Annotated in this window: 26 protein-coding genes; all 26 read right to left on the reverse strand. The window is 49.7% G+C overall.

Annotation, left to right across the window (positions count from 1 at the left end; translation table 11 throughout):
• Window positions 1-166: 166 nt before the first annotated feature.
• Window positions 167-1,072 (reverse strand): Gfo/Idh/MocA family oxidoreductase, encoded by a 906-nt coding sequence (locus tag ACN6MW_RS00290; protein ID WP_419873740.1) that lies wholly within the window; start codon window positions 1,070-1,072, stop codon window positions 167-169.
• Window positions 1,073-1,120: 48 nt separating this feature from the next.
• Window positions 1,121-1,747, reverse strand: coding sequence for a discoidin domain-containing protein (locus ACN6MW_RS00295; RefSeq protein ID WP_419873741.1), 627 nt, complete (start codon window positions 1,745-1,747; stop codon window positions 1,121-1,123).
• A 16-nt stretch (window positions 1,748-1,763) separates the two neighbouring features.
• A complete protein-coding gene (locus ACN6MW_RS00300) occupies window positions 1,764-2,258 on the reverse strand; it encodes a DUF4982 domain-containing protein (protein ID WP_419873742.1) in 495 nt (164 codons plus the stop codon).
• Between the two features lie 129 nt (window positions 2,259-2,387).
• On the reverse strand, window positions 2,388-2,861 hold the full coding sequence (locus ACN6MW_RS00305) for a hypothetical protein (RefSeq protein ID WP_419876509.1): 474 nt from the start codon (window positions 2,859-2,861) through the stop codon (window positions 2,388-2,390).
• On the reverse strand, window positions 2,762-3,130 hold the full coding sequence (locus tag ACN6MW_RS00310) for a hypothetical protein (RefSeq protein WP_419873743.1): 369 nt from the start codon (window positions 3,128-3,130) through the stop codon (window positions 2,762-2,764). Before ACN6MW_RS00310 ends, ACN6MW_RS00305 begins: the two co-directional genes overlap by 100 nt.
• 483 nt (window positions 3,131-3,613) lie before the next feature.
• Entirely contained in the window at window positions 3,614-4,705 is a 1,092-nt protein-coding gene (locus ACN6MW_RS00315) for a prephenate dehydrogenase (protein WP_419873744.1), read from the reverse strand.
• A gap of 4 nt (window positions 4,706-4,709) precedes the next feature.
• Window positions 4,710-5,807, reverse strand: coding sequence for a histidinol-phosphate transaminase (hisC, locus tag ACN6MW_RS00320; protein WP_419873745.1), 1,098 nt, complete (start codon window positions 5,805-5,807; stop codon window positions 4,710-4,712).
• 189 nt (window positions 5,808-5,996) lie between these two features.
• Entirely contained in the window at window positions 5,997-6,806 is an 810-nt protein-coding gene (gene trpA / locus ACN6MW_RS00325; RefSeq protein WP_419873746.1) for a tryptophan synthase subunit alpha, read from the reverse strand.
• Entirely contained in the window at window positions 6,793-7,998 is a 1,206-nt protein-coding gene (gene trpB, locus ACN6MW_RS00330; protein ID WP_364148871.1) for a tryptophan synthase subunit beta, read from the reverse strand. Before trpB ends, trpA begins: the two co-directional genes overlap by 14 nt.
• Window positions 7,995-8,672, reverse strand: coding sequence for a phosphoribosylanthranilate isomerase (locus ACN6MW_RS00335; RefSeq protein ID WP_419873747.1), 678 nt, complete (start codon window positions 8,670-8,672; stop codon window positions 7,995-7,997). The genes trpB and ACN6MW_RS00335 overlap by 4 nt, the downstream gene beginning before the upstream one ends.
• Window positions 8,669-9,469 carry an indole-3-glycerol phosphate synthase TrpC gene (gene trpC, locus ACN6MW_RS00340; RefSeq protein ID WP_419873748.1) on the reverse strand — a complete coding sequence of 267 codons (801 nt, stop codon included), beginning with the start codon at window positions 9,467-9,469 and terminating at the stop codon, window positions 8,669-8,671. The genes ACN6MW_RS00335 and trpC overlap by 4 nt, the downstream gene beginning before the upstream one ends.
• Complete coding sequence (gene trpD, locus ACN6MW_RS00345; RefSeq protein ID WP_419873749.1) at window positions 9,456-10,508, reverse strand: anthranilate phosphoribosyltransferase; 1,053 nt, start codon at window positions 10,506-10,508, stop codon at window positions 9,456-9,458. The genes trpC and trpD overlap by 14 nt, the downstream gene beginning before the upstream one ends.
• Complete coding sequence (gene trpE / locus ACN6MW_RS00350) at window positions 10,508-12,079, reverse strand: anthranilate synthase component I (RefSeq protein ID WP_419873750.1); 1,572 nt, start codon at window positions 12,077-12,079, stop codon at window positions 10,508-10,510. The genes trpD and trpE overlap by 1 nt, the downstream gene beginning before the upstream one ends.
• A gap of 356 nt (window positions 12,080-12,435) precedes the next feature.
• A complete protein-coding gene (aroH, locus tag ACN6MW_RS00355) occupies window positions 12,436-12,804 on the reverse strand; it encodes a chorismate mutase (RefSeq protein WP_364148877.1) in 369 nt (122 codons plus the stop codon).
• A complete protein-coding gene (gene aroB / locus ACN6MW_RS00360) occupies window positions 12,804-13,904 on the reverse strand; it encodes a 3-dehydroquinate synthase (protein ID WP_419873751.1) in 1,101 nt (366 codons plus the stop codon). Before aroB ends, aroH begins: the two co-directional genes overlap by 1 nt.
• A gap of 2 nt (window positions 13,905-13,906) precedes the next feature.
• Window positions 13,907-15,076 carry a chorismate synthase gene (gene aroC / locus ACN6MW_RS00365; protein WP_419873752.1) on the reverse strand — a complete coding sequence of 390 codons (1,170 nt, stop codon included), beginning with the start codon at window positions 15,074-15,076 and terminating at the stop codon, window positions 13,907-13,909.
• A gap of 199 nt (window positions 15,077-15,275) precedes the next feature.
• Window positions 15,276-15,443 (reverse strand): hypothetical protein, encoded by a 168-nt coding sequence (locus ACN6MW_RS00370; RefSeq protein ID WP_364148882.1) that lies wholly within the window; start codon window positions 15,441-15,443, stop codon window positions 15,276-15,278.
• Between the two features lie 73 nt (window positions 15,444-15,516).
• Window positions 15,517-16,296, reverse strand: coding sequence for a CheR family methyltransferase (locus ACN6MW_RS00375; protein WP_419873753.1), 780 nt, complete (start codon window positions 16,294-16,296; stop codon window positions 15,517-15,519).
• Window positions 16,297-16,329: 33 nt separating this feature from the next.
• Window positions 16,330-16,773, reverse strand: coding sequence for a nucleoside-diphosphate kinase (gene ndk / locus ACN6MW_RS00380; protein ID WP_364148885.1), 444 nt, complete (start codon window positions 16,771-16,773; stop codon window positions 16,330-16,332).
• 29 nt (window positions 16,774-16,802) lie between these two features.
• Complete coding sequence (locus ACN6MW_RS00385; RefSeq protein ID WP_419873754.1) at window positions 16,803-17,777, reverse strand: polyprenyl synthetase family protein; 975 nt, start codon at window positions 17,775-17,777, stop codon at window positions 16,803-16,805.
• A 20-nt stretch (window positions 17,778-17,797) separates the two neighbouring features.
• The gene (locus ACN6MW_RS00390; protein ID WP_419873755.1) at window positions 17,798-18,634 is read right to left on the reverse strand and encodes a menaquinone biosynthesis protein; all 837 of its coding nucleotides are present in this window, start codon (window positions 18,632-18,634) and stop codon (window positions 17,798-17,800) included.
• Window positions 18,603-19,271: a UbiX family flavin prenyltransferase gene (locus ACN6MW_RS00395; protein WP_419873756.1), complete on the reverse strand. Its 669-nt coding sequence runs from the start codon at window positions 19,269-19,271 to the stop codon at window positions 18,603-18,605. Before ACN6MW_RS00395 ends, ACN6MW_RS00390 begins: the two co-directional genes overlap by 32 nt.
• A complete protein-coding gene (locus ACN6MW_RS00400; protein ID WP_419873757.1) occupies window positions 19,265-20,140 on the reverse strand; it encodes a UbiA-like polyprenyltransferase in 876 nt (291 codons plus the stop codon). Before ACN6MW_RS00400 ends, ACN6MW_RS00395 begins: the two co-directional genes overlap by 7 nt.
• Before the next feature lie 2 nt (window positions 20,141-20,142).
• Window positions 20,143-20,853 carry a demethylmenaquinone methyltransferase gene (locus ACN6MW_RS00405; protein ID WP_419873758.1) on the reverse strand — a complete coding sequence of 237 codons (711 nt, stop codon included), beginning with the start codon at window positions 20,851-20,853 and terminating at the stop codon, window positions 20,143-20,145.
• A 9-nt stretch (window positions 20,854-20,862) separates the two neighbouring features.
• Window positions 20,863-21,732: a heptaprenyl diphosphate synthase component 1 gene (locus tag ACN6MW_RS00410; RefSeq protein WP_419873759.1), complete on the reverse strand. Its 870-nt coding sequence runs from the start codon at window positions 21,730-21,732 to the stop codon at window positions 20,863-20,865.
• Window positions 21,733-21,854: 122 nt separating this feature from the next.
• Window positions 21,855-22,433, reverse strand: coding sequence for a hypothetical protein (locus ACN6MW_RS00415; protein WP_419873760.1), 579 nt, complete (start codon window positions 22,431-22,433; stop codon window positions 21,855-21,857).
• Window positions 22,434-22,514: the final 81 nt, after the last annotated feature.

The following is a 22,514-nucleotide window of genomic DNA, read 5'->3' on the forward strand; positions in this document are numbered from 1 at the left end:
AAAGATTACCAAATCAGCTGCTGCTCCGTGCCTGTTTCCGCAGCTCGGTAAACCGCTTCGTGTACGGCAATCACGTTACGCGCGTATTCGGGCGTCTAGCTAGGATTCTCACCGTTCAAAATATCCTTCTTCCTCCTTATGCTGATGTCCGGTAATTCTTCTTAATCTATAAATCTACGAACCTGCCAGTTACACGGCTCTCATTGGCTGCTTCCATGAACCGAATAATCTGCAGGGTTTCATCCCCGTCAATATCCGTTACCCCAGTCAGGAACATGCTCATGATTCGTTCCAATAAACTCGCGTAATAGGATTTGGGGTGGCTGTAAACGTCGATATGGGCGGTGCGGTTTTCCCTGTGGAGCAATGCGCCAAATTGATTGTTCCCTTTACGGTTGCCCCGCATGGTCCCAATCGAACCGTTCTCCCAAACCCCGCTAATCAAATCATGATCTTCGTTCGTTACGGCCAGAACCTTCTTGCAGTCTTTGCCCAGCGTTCTAAACAGCATCTCGGCCATATGCACGCCATACCAAAAAAGCCCCGGCTGCGTCGCTTGCAGCGCCATCGGACCGTAACAATCCATGCCGATCACCGGGCCCGCCTTGTTATCCGTTAATGCCTCGGTCAACGCTTCCGCATAACGAAGCGCCGAGCAGCTCATCAGAGGTACGCCATTCAGCTTTGCTAGCTCTGCAATCGCAGCTGCCTCCGCATAAGACACCGCCATCGGTTTGTCAATAAACACGGGCTTTCCGTAAGCAGCAATGCGTTGAAACAACGCCAGATGTGCCCTGCCGTCCACCGCAAGCAAAAGAATGGCATCACAGGCTTCAGCAGCTTCCTCCGGGGAATCGACGATCTTAACGCCAGGTTGCATGCGTAATTGCTCCGTAAAGCCCTCGACGCGCGAGTAGCTCAATTCGAAATCGGCAGAGCCCCCGGGAAATGCGGACGTTACTACGCCGCCTGGCACATGGAATTCATGGGTTGGGTCATTTAGGAGCTGGGTAAATACAGGTGCATGGGAAGTATCGAGGCCGATGATTCCAATTCTTTTGACACTCGCCATAAGCAGTTCATCCTCTCGTCCGCCGATCGCCGGCGTTAATCGTTTCCGTCATATGGACGGCATTACTTTACCGAATACCTTCACGACATAAAAGCCCGGCAGTCCTTTCGATACGTTCTTCACGACAACCCGAACATAACGGATAGCCGATTCGTGAAATTCATCTACGCCTTCGTCTTGTCCGGTTTGCTTTCGGGCTGCGACTGTTTTCCAGAGCACATCATCGGACGACACTTCGACTAGGTAATCGTACAGCGTATTATCGCTTTCCCAATAGATCTTGGTGCCGTCCAGCTCATAATGTCCTTCCAGATCGACCTTCCACCACTGAGGCAGCTCGTTTGTCCCCGCGCACCAACGCTCACTATAACGATCGTCTGCAATGCCGCTTGTCGCATGATTCGCTTCGCAGCCTGGTAAGCTCGAGCTCGCCTGGGCAGGCTTATCGATCGCAATATCATTCCATTTCTCCCAATACCTCGATGACGGCGGCGAGAATAACCTCATCTCGTCCGCCTCATAAACCGCTATGGCTTTAGGCGGAATCTGGCTCACGCCCGGTACTTGCGCCGCCTCAACAGCTTTCGATACGATTTCTACCTCAGCGGATTTCAATCCGTCTGATTCCGCTTGCAATACGATTACGCCGGATACCTTAGCAGACCGTACCAACAAGCGCGCCCGCTTCCGCTTAGGCCTCGTTAGCTCCTACTCTGCTGTCTCCGTCGCCGATAATCTCGCCGGGACCGGATAGGTTGAACTTGATTTGGTGATAAGCATCGGGAACAACCGTTCCTCTCGCGTCTCTCACAAAAACATGGACGATTATGAAATCCGAACCGTCAGCTTGCAGCTCCATACCGCATTCATCCACGGTTAATGTCAAATGGTCGGGCGCCTCCGGCGTCGAAACGGCGTCTTTTGCCGCAACAGCACCTCTCCAAATGCCCTCGGCCGTCAGTGTCCCAGGCTCCCACGACAGCCCTTCAAAACGGAAAGGCGCATGCGGCAAATCCGCATAAGCTAAATCTGGTTCCTTGATTCCGACAAGCCTGCCGTTCAAATAAAGCTTGATTTGCTCGCAATTGCTGTAAACCGTAATATCCGCTGCGGAGGATGGGGTCCACTGCGTCGCGATGAACAAAGTGGGCTCTGCCGGAACACATGACACATGGGCGTAAGGCATGCTTTGGCTCTTGATCAAATAATAGCTGAATTTAGGCAAACGATAAATATCGAATACGCCGCAGACGGCTATATGGTTGAAATCTTCAGCTTGTAAGCATCTCTTCTGTGCATTGCGTCGGATAGGGCATCACCTACATATACGTATTCCTGATGCCGGTTTGCTCCGATGAGCTTCATTGTTTTTCGATACGGAACACGTCTTCGGGCTATCGTATTCATTGATAATATGGGTATTTAAAGCAACCTGAGCCGAAGCCTCGCTTACTGCGGGGAAGGATATAAACAGGCCGCCGCCTGCTTGTTTATTCGCGTAAACCGCGTCGGTGATATGAAGTTTGTCCGCTATATGCAGCCATGCATTTCGATACAGGCCGCCGAAATAACAAAAATCCAATTCGCCCTGGGGCTTGCCTGGAGGAACATCCGGCATATCGGAATTATTTACTTTTACCGCAATGACATGGTCCGTTTCCCCATCCGCTGTCACATCATCCGTGATATCTAATGTAAAAGGCAAATAACCGCCATAATGCGTGATGCGATGCGTCCCGTTGATCCATACCTCCGCGGTATGCTTCGCGCCTTGGAATTCAACGGATATTTTTGGCCGCTGCCGACTTTGTCCACGTAAAAATGTCTTCGGTACCATGCAACGCCTAGGTAGTTAATGCCTCCGCTGCAATCTGCCGGCTCTATTCTTACCGTAAGCGGAAGATGTACAAGCTCCCAAGCCGAATCATCAAAATCGGATGCCTCTGCACCCTGCTGTTCCCCGCGAAAAAATCTCCATTCTTGGTTTAAGCTTAATTTCTCGCGGTGAACAGCCGGAGCCTGCCAGGACATGTTGTCATTGTCTTGAACGAATTCCATCCTATACTCTCCTCGATTTACCCGTCTATTTCCCTTTGCAGGATTGAACTTGAATTCAGTATAATTTCGATGATTCGACAAAACTAGCTGACGATTACAAGAAATAGTGGTCTTAATACAGAAATGCCATGTTAATTTTAAAATAATAAGGTCTCTTCCTAAGTCTGCTTCATGCTTGCTGCGCCTGCAATTGATACTGCAAAAAACCGCATCGCGTGGTTATACCCGCAAGCGGCTCATTCGCGTATCTATATCGATCGAATAAAGCAGATCATTGCTTATAAGCTCCCTAATGCAAAAAAAAACCACCCCGAAGGGTGGTCCGTACTCATGATGAGCACTATAGGATTTGGATAGGAGTGGAGAGAAACCATACTGTACCTTTATTATATGTATACGCTTCCACTTTGTCAATAAGCGCTTTCATTTTTGTTTTAAATATTTGTAAGCGCTTGATTCCGCAAAAAAAAGACGAGCACCTAATTAAAGGTGCACGTCGTATCCATTTGCAGTAAGTAAGATGACAGCCTTATCCAAATACTCCTGGCTCCGGAATGAGAGCCTTAGAACGCCAGGAACGTCCTCCCTGCTCTCTATGATATGGATATTGCTCAAGTTGATTAAGCTATTCCCAAGCTCGCTTGTAATTTTACCGATAATGCCGGGATGATCCGGGATGTCTACGTAACAATCAAAAGCAGAATGGATCATGCCTTTGCGCCGTTCCGGCATTTTGCTGCGGAAATCTCCCGCCGTTTCAAATGCGCCTGCGATAGCATCGCCGTCAGCGCTCTCCAGCATCTGTATAAACTTATCCGTTTCATGGCTCCAATCACGAAGCAATTTAAGCACGACTTGACGATTGTTAATCAAAATATCGCGCCACAAAATCGGATCACCTGATGCTATCCGCGTAATATCACGGAAGCCTCCCGCGGCCAGCGATTCATAAAGGCCGTTATTTTCGTTGTATCCGCGAATTTGATTAACAAGCGAAACCGCAATAATATGCGGCAGATGGCTGATTGCGCCAGCAATCTCATCATGCTCCTTCGCGTCAACTTTTACGATATTCGCTTTCGTATGGCTCAGCAGCTCGACAAGACGCTCCAACGCTTCCTCGGATGTATCCTCGTCGGGAGTCAACACATAATAAGCATTCTCGTATAGATGAGACGATGCTGCTTCTACCCCCGTACGCTCAGATCCCGCCATCGGATGACCGCCGATAAACGAAGCTTGACCGAAATCAAGCGATTTCGCGCATGCCACTACGGAAGCCTTCGTGCTGCCCGCATCGGTTATAATACAGCCCGGCTTTAAACGGAAAGCGCTTAGCTTCTGGATATATTCCTCAATATTACCTACAGGTACGCACACAAAAATAAAATCCGCCTGCTCCGCGGCCTCTTGCATGGATGTCGTCGCATAATCCACAACACCGCGCTGCAAGTATTTATCAACCTGTGAAGGGCGATTTGAATGACCAATTACGGTAATGCCCGGTTTCCCTTTAAAACAAAGGGCAATCGAACCTCCGATTAGCCCCACGCCAAAAATCGCTACAGTTGTCATAACTTTATTCCTGCACCGCCGATTCTTGTAAAACCTGTTCTAACGCCGCTATGAATTTCTCGTTCTGATCACCCGTACCGACGGTAATCCGAATATGGTTCGGGTAAAAAGTCCAACGCGGCCTTGAAATAATTCCGCGGCGCAGCAAGCCGTCGAATACCTCAGGCGACGAGCGTTTCACGTCGACCATCATGAAATTTCCGTGAGCCGGGAAATAGGACAAGCCTAGGCGATCGAATTGCTCGGATAAATAAGAGAGGCCTTGTTTATTTTGCTCGCGGCAATAATCAATAAACTCCTTGTCCGCAAGGGCTGCTTTCGCGGCTGCCTGGGCTGCCCGCGAAGTATTAAAGGGCTCACGCACCTGATTTGCATAACGAATGACGTCCTGGTGCCCGACACCATACCCGATGCGCAAAGCAGCTAGGCCGTAAATCTTCGAGAAGGTGCGCAGCACGATCAAATTGCGGTGTTCGCTCAGAAGCTTTATTCCGTCTGGGAATTCCGGATCGTCAATATATTCACCGTATGCCTCATCAAGAACAACCAGTACGTTTGCCGGGACCTGCTTCAGGAAGGCAGATAATTCAGGCAGCGTAACGATCGTTCCGGTTGGATTGTTCGGATTGCAAATCCAAATGATTTTCGTGCGGTCATTAATTTTAGCCAGCATCGCAGGCAAATCATGTTTGCCTTCATTTAATGGAACCTCTATGATACGGGCATTCTCGATTTCTGCGTTATGCTTGTATTGCGGGAACGTTTCATCTGCCATAATCGTCTCGTCCCCGGGAACGATAAACGCTCTATTAATCATGAGGATAATTTCACTGGATCCGGTTCCAAAAATAATTTGATTGCTCTCTACGCCAAGCTCAGCCGCTAATGCTTCCGTAAGCTCGACGCTTGCGCCGTCGGGATAAATATTGAAATTCCCAAGCTCCTCAATGACAGCGGATTTCGCATGTTCGGAGCAGCCGAACGGATTTTCATTGGATGCCAGTTTTATGACTTCCTTTAAACCAAGCTCCCTCTTAACATCTTCAACCGGCTTACCAGGCTGATAGACGGGAAGGTGGACGATATTACTTTTAGGCTGCATGAGCCGTTCACCTCTTTTATGATTGACTAATCTCTATACTCGACCTTCATTGTCTCATATCTGTATGAGGTTTTAAAGTTTTTTTACATAGCAATAAGCGTTCCTTTGAAAGTTTGAAAAGAATGGGAATTTATAACACAGCAAAAAACTCTCTAGCCGCGAGACTAGAGAGCTTTATCCAAGAAATCATTAACCTTTAAGCTGAGAGACAAAATCACCAATTTGTTTAAGGCCTGCCTCGCGCTGAGCAGGATCCTGCAGCTTAGGAATAGCTTCTTCAATCTGACGCACGATTGCGCTTCCTACGATAACGCCATCGCATTGCTTCTCGAAACGAGCCACCTGCTCACGGCTTGAAATACCAAAGCCAACCGCGATCGGCAAATCAGTCGCTTCCCTAACCATGCCGAGAAACTCGTCGATCCCGGTATGAAAATCGGCTCTTTCGCCGGTAACGCCGAGTGACGAGACACAATATACGAAACCCTTCGCCTTGCTCGATATGCGGGTAACGCGAGCCTTTGAGGTCGGGGCAACCAGCGGAATAAGATGCACGTTAGCCGCTTCAGCCAACTGCCGGACTTCTTCATCCTCTTCGATCGGCAAATCAGGAATGATCAGACCGCTGATGCCTTTGTTTTGTACAAGCTCAAAAAATGCATCTAAACCGAATTGGAATACGGGATTGTAATACGTAAACAAAATAAAAGGTATTTTAACGCCCGCTTCGCGGGCTTGCTCGGCAATCTCGATGCAATCTCTCAACGTGATGCTGTTATGAAGCAATGCCCGTTCGGATGCGCGCTGGATAACAGGACCGTCCGCCAGCGGATCGGAATAAGGAACGCCTAGCTCGATCATATCGGCGCCTGCTTTCTCGAGCGTTTGGATAATGGCAACCGATGTGGCAAGATCCGGGTCACCCATCGTAAGAAATGGAATAAGTGCCGTTTTCCCTTCCGATTTCAGGCGAGCAAATGCCGTATCAATGAGATTCATGTTTTTCTACCCCCAAATAGCCCATAATCGCTTCCACGTCTTTGTCTCCGCGTCCAGACAAGCTGACTACGACCACTTTGTCTTTATCGAGCGTAGGTGCCAGCTTGATCGTCTGTGCGATCGCATGCGCGGATTCGAGTGCCGGGATAATTCCTTCCGTGCGCGAGAGCAGTTGCAGTGCTTCAAGGGCTTCCGCATCCGTTACCGGCACGTAGTCCGCACGTCCGGAATCCTTCAGGTAAGCATGCTCCGGCCCGATTCCCGGGTAATCAAGTCCCGCGGAGATGGAGTGCGCAGGCTGAACCTGTCCATGCTCATCCTGCAGCACATAGCTCATCGAGCCTTGGAATATACCATGACGGCCTTTGGTCATAGTCGCGGCATGCTCAATCGTATCTACGCCGCGGCCAGCCGCTTCAACGCCCAGCAGCTTAACGCTTTCGTCATTGACGAACGGATAGAAGATCCCCATCGCATTGCTGCCTCCGCCTACGGCCGCCACGACGTAATCCGGCAATCTGCCTTCCTCGGTCAAGATTTGCTTGCGCGCCTCATCGCCGATAATGCGCTGGAAATCGCGAACCATCATCGGATAAGGATGAGGGCCGGTAACCGAACCCAATATATAATACGTATCGTCTACATGGCTAACCCAGTAACGAAGCGTTTCGTTGCAGGCATCCTTTAGCGTTCGGGTACCGGACAATACGGGTACAACCTCGGAACCGAGCAGCTGCATACGGAACACGTTTAGCTGCTGGCGCTTCATATCCTCTTCGCCCATGAATACTTTACACTCAAGACCAAGCAAGGCAGCGATCGTTGCAGATGCCACGCCATGCTGTCCGGCACCGGTTTCAGCTATGATCTTTGATTTGCCCATCCGCTTGGCAAGCACGCCTTGGCCGATCGTATTATTGATTTTATGTGCGCCTGTATGATTAAGGTCTTCGCGTTTTAAGTATATTTTTGCTCCGCCGAGATGCTCGGTTAAGCGCTCTGCATAATAGAGCGAAGTCGGACGTCCTGAATATTTATGCAATAAATAGCTAACCTCGTCTTGAAAAGCCTGATCCTTTGAGTAATGAAGGTATGCTTCCTCCAGCTCAAGCAATGCGTTCATTAATGTTTCCGGCACATATCTACCGCCAAATTTCCCAAAGCGGCCATTTACATCTGGTATTTGTGTCATGCTTCCATCACCCTTCTAACAAATAATCGGATTTTTTCGATATCTTTCCGTCCATCCGTCTCGACACCGCTGGATACGTCAATCCCGCCTGGAGAATAAGTCCTCAGCAGCTCCTGTACGTTGCCTTCATGCAAGCCGCCTGCTACGTAAAGCATAATCCCTAATTCTCCGGCAGCTTGGTTATATTCATTTATCGCTTCCCAATTGAAGGTCTGGCCCGTGCCGCCGCCCGGCGCATCGATCAACACGGCATCTACTGCATCTTTATACGGAGATAACCGCTCTTTCGCTGTTTTTGGCTCATGGCCATCAGCTTTCTTCTTCATGGAAAATACTTTCCACACTTGAACATTCAGCTTATCGCGGACTTCCCTGCATAACGCTGCCGTTTCACTGCCATGCAGTTGTACGATATCAAGTGGCGCTTCCGATAAAACAGCCTGCAGGCCCGCAAAGTCCTCATTCACGAATACGCCTGCAGTAAGCGGACGTTTGCCGCCTGCTGCCTTTAGCTCCGAGGCCGCTTTGATGAGCTCTGCCGCAGCCCCACCGCTAATTTGCCGCTTGCTGGGCGCGAACACGAAGCCAATCTCATGAATAGGCAAGCCGTCCATTGCTTGAATCGTCTGTACGTCCATCAGCCCGCATATCTTAATGCGCGGCTGCCGCTTCATCGTACACCAACCGCGCCCATTAAGTCATGAACGGCTTGACCCACATTTTCATGCCGCATAAAATGCTCGCCGATCAGTACGCCGTGCGCGCCAATGGATGACAAATAATCCATATCCGCGTTTCCGGCTATGCCGCTTTCGCTAATCACCGTAACATTTTCAGGCATAAAGCCAATCAGCGCTTCAGTCGTTTTCAAATCCGTTACGAATGATTTCAAATCACGGTTGTTAATGCCGATCAGACTCGCTTTGTCCAGCTCCAGTACGCCTTCGAGCTCTTCTTGGTTATGAACTTCGACAAGCACGTCAAGACCGATGGACTTCGCGAGATCATGAAACTCACCCAGCTGAGACGGTGTCAATATAGCCGCAATCAATAAAATCGCGTCAGCGCCAATCTGCCGTGCTTCATAAATTTGGCGGTAATCCACCGTAAAGTCTTTTCTTAAAAGCGGAACCTTAACCGTTTCTTTGACGGCTTGAAGGAATGCGTTCGAACCTTGGAAATAATCACGGTCCGTCAGAACCGAAATGCAATCCGCCCCCGCCGATTCATAAGCCGCGGCTAATGATGCAGGTTCAAAATCAGCGCGAATCAATCCTTTCGAAGGCGAAGCCTTCTTAACCTCGGCGATAAGCCCCATGCTCCGGTTGCGTTCAGCAGCAGATAGAGCTTTTTCGAAGCCACGGCATTTCTCTAGCGCTGCGATCTGCTTCTCTACCTCGGCAAGGTCGAAGCGGGCAGCTAGTTCTTCAACCTCTGCCCGTTTCGTTGCTACAATTTTATCCAGAAACATGTGCCAACTCTCCTGTCGTTTGAATGAGACTAACGAGCTTTCGCTGCGCATCTCCAGAATCGATAACCTGCGCCGCTTTCGCCACGCCATCGCGGAGTGAATCCGCCAAACCGCCAACATATATGCATGCGCCCGCATTAGCAAGCACGATATCCCGGTAGGCTCCTTGCTGCTCGCCTGCAAAAATCGCGCGGATAAGCGCCGCGTTCACTTCCGGCTCGCCGCCCATGACATCCGCGATCGGCCAGCGAGTTAAGCCCAGCTCCTCCGGCGTAATATCAAAGGTTCTTACTTTGCCGTTCAGCAGCTCCGAAATTTGCGTCGGCGCAGAAATACTGATTTCATCCAGTCCGTCATGACTGCTTACTACGAGCGCCCGTTTCAAGCCAAGTTCGCCCAGCACCTCTGCTACCGTAGCCGTACGCGCCCGGTCATATAAGCCCAGCAGCTGCCGATCCGCTCCTGCGGGATTCGTCAGCGGCCCAAGCATGTTGAAAATGGTCCGGATGCCCAGCTCACGGCGCGGAACGGCCGCATGACGCAGCGATGGATGATAAAGCTGCGCGAACATGAAGCAGATGCCGATATCCTTCAAACATTGTGCCGCCTGCTCCGGCGTAATCGTAATTTGCACGCCAAGCGCTTCCAAAACGTCGGCACTGCCCGTCTTTCCTGACATGGCCCGGTTTCCATGCTTGGCGACCCGAATGCCGGCCGCAGAGGCAATAATTGAAGAGGCCGTGGAAATATTGAATTTATGAATGCCTGAGCCGCCGGTTCCGCAGGTATCGAGCAAGCCTTCCTGTTCGGTATGTAGATGGCTTGAATGCGCGCGCATGGCTTCGGCAAACCCAGTAATCTCATCCTTGGTTTCACCCTTCATCCGCATTGCGGTAATGACGCCCGCGATTTGCACCGCAGTAGCTTCCCCGCTCATGATGATGCTCATGACCGCTTTTGCCTGCTCCCGCGAGAGGCTTGAACCGCCTATCAGTTGATTCAGCGCTTGCTGCATCGATATCGTTTCGGTTCCCAGCATTATTGACCAAGCCCCTCTCCGGCCGTGACATAATAATCCATATTAATGGAGTTGAAGCTTTCTTGCGTATTTTTAGGCTGTGCAAAAATCGCTTCCGCCGCGCGGATAGCTTTCAGCATGCCTTTCGCTTTGTTCACGGTTTCCATATATTCGCTCTCAGGAACGGAATCCCATACAATTCCTGCCCCCGCTTGTACATACGCTTTGCCATGCTTAAAAATAATCGTCCGAATCGTAATACAAGTATCCATCGAACCGCCAAAACCTAAATATCCGATAGCGCCGGCATAAGCGCCGCGCGCTTCATTCTCCAGCTCCGAGATGATCTCCATCGCCCGCAGCTTCGGCGCGCCTGAAACGGTGCCTGCAGGCAAGCAGGAGACGAAAGCATCAAAGAAGTCCTTGTCCTTATGAAGCTTGCCCGAAACGTTGGAGACGATGTGCATGACGTGGGAGTATCTCTCGATCTCCATAAACGAGTCGCATTTCACCGAACCGAATTCCGATACGCGCCCGATATCATTGCGGCCAAGATCAACCAGCATCAAATGCTCTGCCCGTTCTTTCTCGTCTGCGAGCAGCTCTTCCTCAAGCGCTTTATCCTCTTCCGGCGTTTTGCCGCGCGGCCTTGTTCCCGCAATCGGTCTCGTTTCGACCCGGTCGCCGTTTACTTTCACAAGCGCTTCCGGAGACGTGCCGACGATGACTTCCTCGCCCATTTTCAAATAGTACATATAAGGGGATGGGTTCATCGTGCGAAGAACGCGGTACACATGCAGCGGGTCGATATCGGTTTCGATGCTAAAGCGCTGCGACAATACCACTTGAAAAATATCTCCTGCGCGAATATACTGTTTCGCCTGTTCGATGTTGGTTATAAACTGCTCTTTTGTTACATTCGATTGAATGTCGCCCAGCTCATAATCCACCTCGACGGAGCTTCCAGCCGTAACCGGGATGGTCACTGGCTGCTGCAGCCGTTCGATTGTCGCTTCGATCTTGGCGATCGCTGCTTCATGGCTTTTTGCGATTTCGGCATCCGTTGCTCCCTCGGCGATGTGTACGTTGCCGACAATTTGCAGCTGCTGCTTGAAATGGTCAAACACGATAACCTGGTCACAGAACATAAACTGCATATCGTTCATATTCAAATCATCGATTCGGTGAGCAGGCAGCTTTTCGTAATATTGCAGCAGGTCGTATCCGAAAAATCCGATCGCACCCCCAGTAAAAGGAGGAAGCCCCGGAATCGCCGGACTGCGGAAGGAGCGTAACTGGGCTTTCAGAAGCTCGATTGGTTTGTCGCCCAGTTTTTGCTTTTCACCGTTATGCTCCAGCACCATCTCGCCGTTTTTGCCATACAGCATCATGAACGGATCTGTTCCTATGAACGAATAACGCGCCCATTTGGCGCCGCCCTCGACGCTTTCCAGCAGAAAGGCATGATCCTCTTTCGCGAAATGCTGAAACAACCGAATAGGTGTTTCTGTGTCCGCCATCATATAACGAACGACTGGAATTAAATTGTATTGACCGGCAAGACGGATAACATGCTGCAGCTCATTTGACATTCGGAAACATCCTCCCTTTGCAATTCTTTATCTATCAATGTGTACAAAAAAAGCTCCTGCCAGAGCAGGAGCGTTGGTTTAGATGATGACGGAAGTGTGTAAGCGGAAAATACGCATATCTGGATAGGGTGAAACAGCACTTTTACCATCACTGCGCACTTGCACAGTCGATCGTTCAGCTCTTTCGCTAGCTCCCTGTTCATTCCATGCCTATCTCTGCTACTCTCAACTAGTCTCGACTCATCTCAACTCAGCTCATAAAACCACTCTGCTACTCTCACTTACGTAACTAAATATACAACAACGAACAGCTATGCGTCAACAAAGGGATTTCTTTCATTATGAGCTAATAAGTATTATGCCTTAGACAGATCCGGTCGAAGCGCTTGTGCTCCGTTTAAATAAACGTGGCGGATTTCCGCTTGTGTTTTGTCCGTGTTAATCAATACCATCAGCCGGATGCAGCGCTCCAGACTGCCCTTAACAGGAACTTCAAGGGCACACATAAGCGGCACAAGCTCCCAGCCCTTCATTTGGCGAATGGCGCGAGCCGGGAAGGTCTCGTCCAAATCATTCGTAACCGTCACGAATACGCTGCATATATCGTCCGGCACTATCTCATTATCAGCAACGATCCCGTTCAGCATTTCGATCGTTGCCTGCAAAATGGATTGCTCTTCGTTTGCGTCAACGGTAATTGCACCGCGAATTCCTCTGACACTCATTACAGCTGCACCTCCTGCTTTAATTGCACCACGATTTCCCGTACCCATTGCACGGGAACATCCGGTTTGATTTCCACTGTACCGATAGCCGTAGGCACGACGAATACCATCGTCCCCTCGGTAAACTTCTTGTCATGCATCATGGCTTCCATGATTCGATCGACGTCAAAATGCTCGGGGAGCCGAACAGGAAGTCCTGCTTTCGCAAGCACCCGCTTCGTCACGCTGTATACCTCTTCCGGAGCGCCGTAACGGAGTCCCAGCTTCGCCGATCCAATCATGCCAATCGAAATCGCTTCGCCATGGAGCAGCTCACCGTAACCCGCAACGGCTTCCAACGCATGCCCAATCGTATGGCCCAAATTCAATATCGCTCTTAAGTCATTCTCGCGCTCATCCTTCGAGACGACGGCTGCTTTCACGCTGCAGCCCTTATAGAGCGCATAACCAAGCGCTTCCGCATCTAGGGAAAGAAGCTTCTCGGCATTTGCCTCGCACCAATCTACGAATGCTTTATCCCAGATGAGCCCATGCTTGACGACTTCGGACAAACCGGCGCTTACCTCTCTTGGAGGAAGCGTTTGAAGTGTATGCAGGTCATATAAGACGAGTTCAGGCTGGTGGAAAGCTCCGATAATATTTTTGGCCAGCGGATGATTGACGGCTACTTTGCCGCCTACGCTGCTGTCATGCGCCAAAATCGTTGTCGGTACCTGGACGAATTTAATGCCGCGCATGTAGGATGCCGCTACAAATCCGGCAAGATCACCGACCACGCCGCCCCCAAGCGCCACGATCGTTGATTTGCGGTCAAGACCGGCTTCCAAAGCTTTGGTAACGAGCGACTCCAGCATCGAAAGCGACTTCGAGCTTTCACCGGACGGGACGACTATACTTGCTGTCTTGAAGCCTGCGCTTGCGAGTTCCGACTCAAGCGCTTGCAAATGAAAATCGGCAACGCGGCTGTCCGTGATGATGAGCAGCGGCGATTTTTTGCTGATACCGTGTTTCGTAAAATAAGCGGAAGCCTCTTGCAGGAGGCCTTCTCCGATATAGATGGGATAAGAGCGGTCACCTAATTCGACTGTGAGCTCACGCATAATTAGTACCGTCCAAGCTGTTCTTGGTAATTGTTCAGATTAGCGCGGATTTCCTCGATGGAATCGCCTCCGAACTTTTCAAGGAATGCTTTCGCTACTTCCCAAGCGACGACATGCTCCATCACCACGCTTGCCGCAGGCACAGCGCAGCTGTCCGAACGTTCAACTTGGGCCGTAAATGGTTCCTTCGTATCAATGTCTACACTGCGGAGAGGCTTGTAAAGCGTTGGAATAGGTTTCATCACGCCGCGTACGACGATTTGCTCCCCGTTCGTCATGCCGCCTTCAAAACCGCCGAGCCGGTTCGTTGCGCGGTGATAGCCGCGTTCCGCTTCATACATGATCTCGTCGTGAACTTGAGAGCCGCGAAGCTTCGCTGCTTCAAAGCCAATGCCGATTTCACAGCCTTTGAATGCATTAATCGATACAACCGCCTGCGCAATGCGGCCGTCAAGCTTGCGGTCCCACTGGACATGACTGCCGAGTCCGATCGGCACGCCTTCGATAATGCACTCCACAATCCCGCCGATTGAGTCGCCTTCTGCCTTAATTTGATCGATATAATCGGTCATTTTTTGTTCGGTCTCTTTATCGACGACGCGAACCGGGGATTCCTCCGTTAACCGAATCAGCTCATCAACGGGAAGCTGGTTGGCTGGCGCTTCGATTTCGCCTATGCGAATAACTTGTCCTGCTACTTTAATGCCGAATTCAGCAAGAAATTGACGCGCTACCGCTCCTACTGCCACACGGGCTGCAGTTTCGCGCGCGCTGGAGCGCTCCAATACGTTGCGGAGATCCTTTAGATCATATTTCAATCCGCCGTTCAGATCCGCATGGCCCGGACGAGGACGGTGAACTCTGCGTTTTTCTTCGTCGCTGCCTTCGATCGGCTCGATATTCATGACCGAGGTCCAGTGCTTCCAATCATTGTTCGCAACAATAAGCGCTACTGGGGCGCCTGTCGTTCTTCCGTGACGCACGCCGCCCACGATATTAGCCGTATCTTTCTCAATTTGCATCCGGCGCCCACGTCCATGACCCTTCTGGCGACGGTGCAGCTGAAAGTTCAATTCCTCGAAATCAATGGTCAAATTGCTTGGTAATCCTTCAATAATTGCTGTTAATTGGGGACCATGCGTTTCCCCCGCTGTCAAATACCTTAAACTCAACCCAAGCTCCTCCTTCAAAGCAAGCCTCTAAGCGCCTGCTATGCTTTACTGCACTAAACACCTTTGCTCATTATAGTACAGCGATACCGGTTTGACAAGAATTCTAACACCTTGTAAGCTGCTGTCTTTGCACAAAAAGAGGCTGCCAATAATGTCATGCAGATCGACATTTCTGACAGCCACTTTGAAATTCAGCGCATTAGCTATTAACCGATTTTTTCTCAAGCAGCGCCGTTCCATCCTTTGTCAATAGCGGATCATTTACGAGCCTGATCATTTGTCCGCTGTCGACGCCGATAATTTGGGCGCATTCATGAATTGAAATAAAACCGCGCTTGTAGGCGGCAATTACCTTGCGTTTATCCATTAGCTGCTTCATCCTCCAAGTCGTTTACCATATGACTAGTATAGGAGAAGATGGAAAACGGTATACATCGTGGTTACACCTTGCGATAAAAGAAGGTGTCTGCAGTCTCAAAACCGTATTGCGCAGGCGAGAAAATCTGCTCGGTGCTGCCAACGAACAGCAGTCCCCCAGGCTTAAGCGCGTTAGAAAACTTTTGATACAACAGATGTTTAGCTTCTTCCGTAAAATAAATCATGACATTTCGGCAAACAATTAAATCAAACGAGCTGTCAAAAGCGTCATGGAGAAGGTTTTGCTGCTTAAATTGAATAAATTGCTTTAATGAGTCCGAAATTAAAAAAGCGCCTTCCGATTGTTTGAAATATTTCTGCCGGCTGGCCGGTGGAACATCGCGCAATGAACGCTCGAGGTAACTGCCTTCCATTGCCTTTTGCAATACGCCAGAATCCAAATCGGTTGCCAGCAAGGACGAACGCTGCAAGGCGCCAAGCTCGGATAAGATCATCGCAAGCGTGTAGGGCTCCTCCCCCGTTGAGCAAGCAGCGCTCCATACCTTTAAGCGATTATTCTTGCTAAGCATTTCAGGGAAAAAGCGTTTCTCCAAAACATCCCATCTTGATGGGTTTCTCCAGAATTCCGATACGTTTATCGTCATGCGATCCAGAAATTCATTCAGCATGCTCCGGTTTTGTTCAATCGCTTTCCAATATTCCTCGAACGTTTGAAACCCGTGCTTCATTCGTAATGTGGTAAGCCTGCGTTTCATTTGGGCTTCTTTGTATTGCGATAAATCGATGGCTGTCTTCTGTTTTATCCGGATAATAAATTGCGCAAAGTCTTGATCCTGGTGCATTGGTTCCTCCATCGCGATGGGCGGGTTAAATGATTATATCCACCGTTGAATTGAATGCTCATAGTTAACGATTTCGGATTGCGGGAAGAAAATGCCGATTTCTCTTTCCGCATTGGCAGCAGAATCGGAGCCATGAATGAGATTGAAATTCGTATGTACAGCAAAGTCCGAACGAATCGTGCCCGGCAGCGCGTCGATCGCATCCGTTTTGCCAATTAAAGCGCGAGATAGGGCGATGACGTTGTCTCCCTGCCAAACCATCGCAAACACGGGTCCGGATGTAATAAAATCGAGAAGCGGATCATAAAATCCCTTCCCCTTATGTTCTTCATAATGCCGCTCCGCAAGTTCACGGCTAATCACCATGAATTTGGCAGCCGACAGCTGCAGTCCCTTTCTTTCAAATCTCGACACGATTTCGCCGATCAAGCCGCGTTGAACGCCGTCTGGTTTAATCATCAGAAAAGTTCTTTCCATTCGCAACCATTCCTTTCAACTTTGCAGGATTAGTAATTTCGTTTACCGACAAAATGCGCTATATCGATCAAGTTCTTCTTCGCTGTTATATTGGGTAATCCCTCTAATGCTTGCATAGCTTTTTTTATGTAGCGGTTTGCCAACTGATCGGCTAGCTCACCGCCGTCGCTCTTTCGAATCATTTCGATCGCGCGGCTTGTATCCCTTTTGCCTCCGAACTCACGGATGGATGAGATCTCATCCAACAGCGGATCACGGGTTTTCTTATCCTGAAGGGCAAGAAGAACCGGAAGCGTGATGTTGCCTTGGCGCATATCCGAACCGGGAGGCTTCCCGATTTGTTTCTCCGTGCCGTAAAGATCAAGCAAGTCATCCCGTATTTGAAAAGCCATGCCTACATTATAACCATAACGGTACAAGCGATTAGCGGTCTTCCGGTCGGTATTTGCGGCAACGGCACCAAGCTGGCAGCTTATTGCAATCAACAACGCCGTTTTCCTTCTGATGCGCAGCAGATAATTCCGAACGGATTGCTCCGTATTGAAAAAATCGCGAATTTGCTCCATTTCACCCACGCACATCTGTACCAGCGCGTTCGATAAAATTTGATGAATTTGCGGATTAGGCAGCTCAGCGGCAATGGTTAACGCTTTACCGTGAATAAAATCACCCGTGTACATCGCAATCCGGTTATCCCATTTGGACTTCACCGTTAACTGTCCCCGGCGAGTGTCCGCATCATCGATTACATCATCATGAACAAGCGAGGCCATGTGTATTAGTTCTAAAGGAACAGCGACCCTTTTCATCACTTCCAGCCGATAATCGCCAAACTTGCCAGCGAGCAGGACGAATATGGGCCTAATCCGCTTCCCGCCCGCTTTGAGCAGATGCAAAGAAGCCTCGCCGAGCAGCACATGGTCATCCGATACGCTGCGCTCTAGCTCTTGTTCGATCTGATTTAGGTCGCCTTTCATCTTTGCGTACAAATCTAGTAGTTTCATTCTTTCACCTATTGGGCAGATTAGTCTTCAAAAAAAGTAAGCTCCACATCATTCTTTAGCAGGCCGAGCTGCTTCGAATAATCAAAATACAATTTAAGTCCTTCTTGCAGCTTGCTCCCAAAATCATATTGAAGCGAATGAAAGTACATCTCCCAGTAAGTCGATTCTCCTCCAAGCTGCTTGCAGGCTTGTTCAATTAGCGGACGGAGATGAGTCTTATTATACTGTTTGCTCGCATTTAAAGCCTTATACACCGCTTGCACAGCTTCTGGCGAAGCGAGCGCAGCTTCTTTGCGCGCCGCGACAACAGCATACGTCATCCCGAGCCCCGTCCATTCATTCCATAACTGTCCTAAGTCGATGACGTGCAGCCCATGATCCAGCCAAGAAGCTTGAATGGCAGTATCGCCAATAATCAGAGCCGCATCGGAGGTTTCCAGCATTTTCCCGAGATCAGGTTCCGCCGTAACATATTCGGGTTCGCAATCGAAATGCATAGCCATTAAAATTTTCAATAAATTAACGGAGGTTGCCGATGTCGTCGTCACCGAAATGCGTTCCGGCCGTCTTCTTGCCATCGGCTCCTTCATGAACAATAGGATGGAATTCACATGTCCGACGGAACCGACGGACAACTCGGGAAGCAGGACGTAATCATTGGCATTCTGACCATAGGAAAATGATGAGATTGCCGATACGTCTAAGTCGCCTGCTTGCAGCAACCGGTTTAATTCAGAAGGTACGCGTTTAATGACCTCGAAGCTTTTCCAATCCGATCGTTCCTCGAACTGGTGAAATAGCGGCCATGCATTCGCGTAATCAATTCTACCGATGGTGATCGGGCGATTCATGCCCATTCTGTTCATCTCCCCATCTTCTGTACAAATCATGATCGATTGTCATATTATCTAGTACTTTACCGACTAAAAAGTCAATCATTTCTTCCATGCTTTGCGGCTTGAAATAAAAAGCCGGCATAGCCGGAATTATTCTTACGCCTTGCCGGGCAAGCGTCAGCATATTTTCCAAATGGATCGCATGAAGCGGCGTTTCCCTTGGTATAATAAGCAGCTTCCGATTCTCCTTCAGCATGACGTCAGCCGCTCTAGTCATCAAATCATCGGAAATGCCGTGCGAGATCGACGCAAGCGTCCCCATCGAGCACGGCATGATAACCATTCCTTGAACGCGGTAGGAGCCGCTTGCGATGCTTGCGCCGATATCCGCATTCGGATGGTACACAAGCCTCTGATCAGCAACAGCGCCGCCAAAGCGCTGCTCTAGCGCATCCATGCGGCGCGCGGTTTCCCAGCCCAGCTCCTCCTTGATAACTCTCCAGCCTGCTTCCGTTACGACGAGATGAACCTCATAGCCCATGCTGAGAAGTACTTCAATAAGCCGAATGCCATAAATAGAACCGCTGGCTCCGGTAATTCCAACTACCCATCGTTTCGTCCAGTCCGACTTGGCAGCCGTTTTGTTTCCTTCTACCATTGGTGGATAACCAATAGATCAATAATAACAAATAGGAAAAGCACGACGCTAAGCGTTCCGTTCATACCGAAAAATGCCGTTTGGACGCGCGACAAATCATTTGGACGCACCAGCCAGTGCTGATAAAACAATAAGCTGATCGAAATCAGCGTGCCTAGCAAATACATCCAGCTTAGATCAGTCAGCCAGAACAAAGTTACAAAGCCGATTGCCGTAACGACGTGCAGGCAACGGGCTATCCAAAGGGCACCTGCAATCCCGAAGCGCGCAGGGATGGAATATAAACCAGCGCCTCGGTCATACTCAAAGTCTTGCGTGGCATAAATAATATCAAAGCCGGCAATCCACAGGGCCACAGTTATATAAAGAATCCAGGCTGCAAGATCAAACTGTCCGGTAATGGCTACCCATCCGCCCAGAGGCGAGAGACCGATCGTAAAGCCAAGTACCAGATGACAAAGCCAAGTGAACCGTTTTGTGTAAGAATAAAGCACGAGTAGCGCAACTGCGATCGGCATCAATTTCAGCGCAATCGGCGCCAGGTTGGCACTAGCGACAAACAATAAAACGAACGAAACGATAATAAACAGCAAAACCTCCGCCGACTTTAGCAAACCGGCAGGAAGCGCTCTTTTCTCCGTCCGCGGATTCCGTAAATCAATTGCTTTGTCAATCAGCCGGTTCAAGCTCATAGCTGCGCTGCGCGCTCCAAACATCGCCAGCGTAATCCAGCCTATCTCTGCCCAAGAAGGCAGCCGCTGTTCCATCATAACCGCACCCAAAATCGCGCCCATAAAAGCGAAAGGAAGAGCGAAAACCGTGTGTTCAAACTTAATCATTTCTAGAATAATGCGTAATTTGCGAATCATTGCTATTTCTTCTCCTTTGTCCCCATATGCAGCGCAGCTACTCCGCCGGTCAGAGGATATGCCTTTACCTGTTCAAGACCCGCTTCTTCAAACAACTCTGCAAGCTGCTGACGACCGGGGAACATTTTAAGAGATTCTGGGAGCCATTTGTATTCTTGAAAACTTTTGGCTACAACTTTGCCCATTACGGGCAATATACGTTCGAAATATAAGTTATACATCGCTTTGAAGGGCTGCCAGGTTGGTTTCGAAACCTCCAAGCATACCACTTGCCCCCCCGGTTTGACGACGCGGCGCATTTCCCTAAGCACCTGCAAATAATCAGGCACGTTGCGAAGGCCAAAGCCGATGGTTACAAAGTCGAAGGTATGATCCTCGAAGGGCAGGTTCATCGCATTCCCTTGTATTAAGGTAATCTGTTTGTCCAAACCAAGCTTGTTTATTTTTATGGCGCCAACATCCAGCATGTTTTGGCTAAAATCAAGACCTACTATCTTCCCGTTCTTGCTTGCGTCGGCAAGCGCAATCGTCCAGTCACAGGTTCCGCAGCAAAGGTCGAGTGCCGTTTGGCCTTCCTGGACGTTCATTTTCTTCATCGTCACCTTCCGCCATGCTTTATGCCTGCGAAAGCTGATCAGGTCATTCATTAAATCATATTTGGGTGCAATCCGTTCAAATACGCCATGCACATGGCTCTTGGAATTTGTATCCATCCTAGCAGGTCACCTCGTCTCGTTGAGTGCGGGCGTGTAACCGGTTTGTTCGTACAACAGAGTATCGACAATCGAAGTCAATTCACCGAGCAGCTTGACCGATTCCAGCTTTCCAGCCGAAGCTTTCACTGAATCTGCTGTGAGCTTCAGCTTCTCCCTAAGCTGGGTTCGCACATTATATTTTTCCGCCAAACCTTGAATAAATGCACGCTCATAGGTGTGCATCGTTAATTGCTGACATTCTTCATCCGAAGCGACTTGCATGAGATGCCAGTAAGCCCAGCCCTGATCGAACCGGTCGGAGCTTTCACTTCTTGCGATTTCATCCACCAATATCTCGCAGCGGCTGATTCCGTTAAGTACCTCTGGCCAAATGCGGGAAAGCGTCCCTTCCAGCCGGTCAGAGAAGATATGAAACAAGGCGCTTTTAATTTGCACGGAATAGCCTAAATATTCTTCCGCAGACAGCTTATGCTGTCTCATCCGAACGTAAAGGTTAACCTTCAGCCGGTTAACTTCGCTAACCGCGCCGCTGATTTTGGCAATCATCTCAATTTGGCCTGCTTGCGCAAGCAATTGATAAAATGTTGCGCTAAAGTAATCCCCGGCGAGCACCTTAAGCTGCCTCGACCGCATCTCCGGCTCAGAGCGCTGCTCTTGCTGCGTATCGATTAAATCATGCGTATCCATTCCTAGCTGAACGAGAGATACGACGAGCGTAAAAAGCTCACTGTGGGTCTGCAGAGTATGCTGCTGGCTCAGGAAGGCATGCAGCAGGCGCAGCCGCGCGTTCGCTAAGTCAGGAAGAGCAGTATGCTCTTGGATCATGTCATACTCCACATACTTTTGAGCTATTTCAGGTACACGGTATGTTTTCATTGGGGAAGCCTCCGAACAGAGAAGCGCAAATCGCCGCTCAATAATCTAAACTATTATAGCACAACTTATTCTAAAGAGCATACGATTCCGCGTGCTTGTTCAACAAATTGCAACATACCATGTTATTCCTCCTGCGAAATGAAGGAAGGCTTTACAGTAAATCCTGCTATAGGCCCGAACCGTTCCTCCCATGCGGACGTGAAGCTTACTCTCAGCCTTTTGCGCCACATCTCGTCATGCACTGGATCCGCTTGCGAGAGAAATTGCATTTCGTTGATCAGCCATTCATCCGTCTTTCTGACATCGACAGCAGCCAGCAGGACAGGACCATTGCCGCGCTCTTCTACCATTCGGATAAGGATCCGCTTCACGTTCTCCAATTGCAGGAAGGACACGCGCACCAGCTTCTCTACGTCGGCAAACCATAAACCCGGCCTTCCCCCGCTTGAACTGACCCGCATATCCACGGACAGAACCCCGTTGCTCCAATCCGCCTTTTTTATTCGTTCATTCAGCTGTACGGCGACGAGTACGTCAACCAAATTGTTATTCGTTAAACGAACGGCCGGCGTTGAGCGGAAAACGGCGACATCGCCGCGGTTTACCGTATTCTTCCATGCCGCATGAGGAAGCCATGTAAATAATAAAGTCACGGCCAGCGCCGTGGCGCATGCCGCGAGCAGCGGTTTTCCGATATTCATTCTGCACCTCCAAATTACGGCTCAAGGATCAAAGCCAGCTAAACAAACTGCTTCGAGCGACAAGCCTCTTATCCCATTGTA

Source organism: Pristimantibacillus sp. PTI5 (assembly GCF_048572955.1).
Lineage (GTDB): Bacteria > Bacillota > Bacilli > Paenibacillales > Paenibacillaceae > Pristimantibacillus.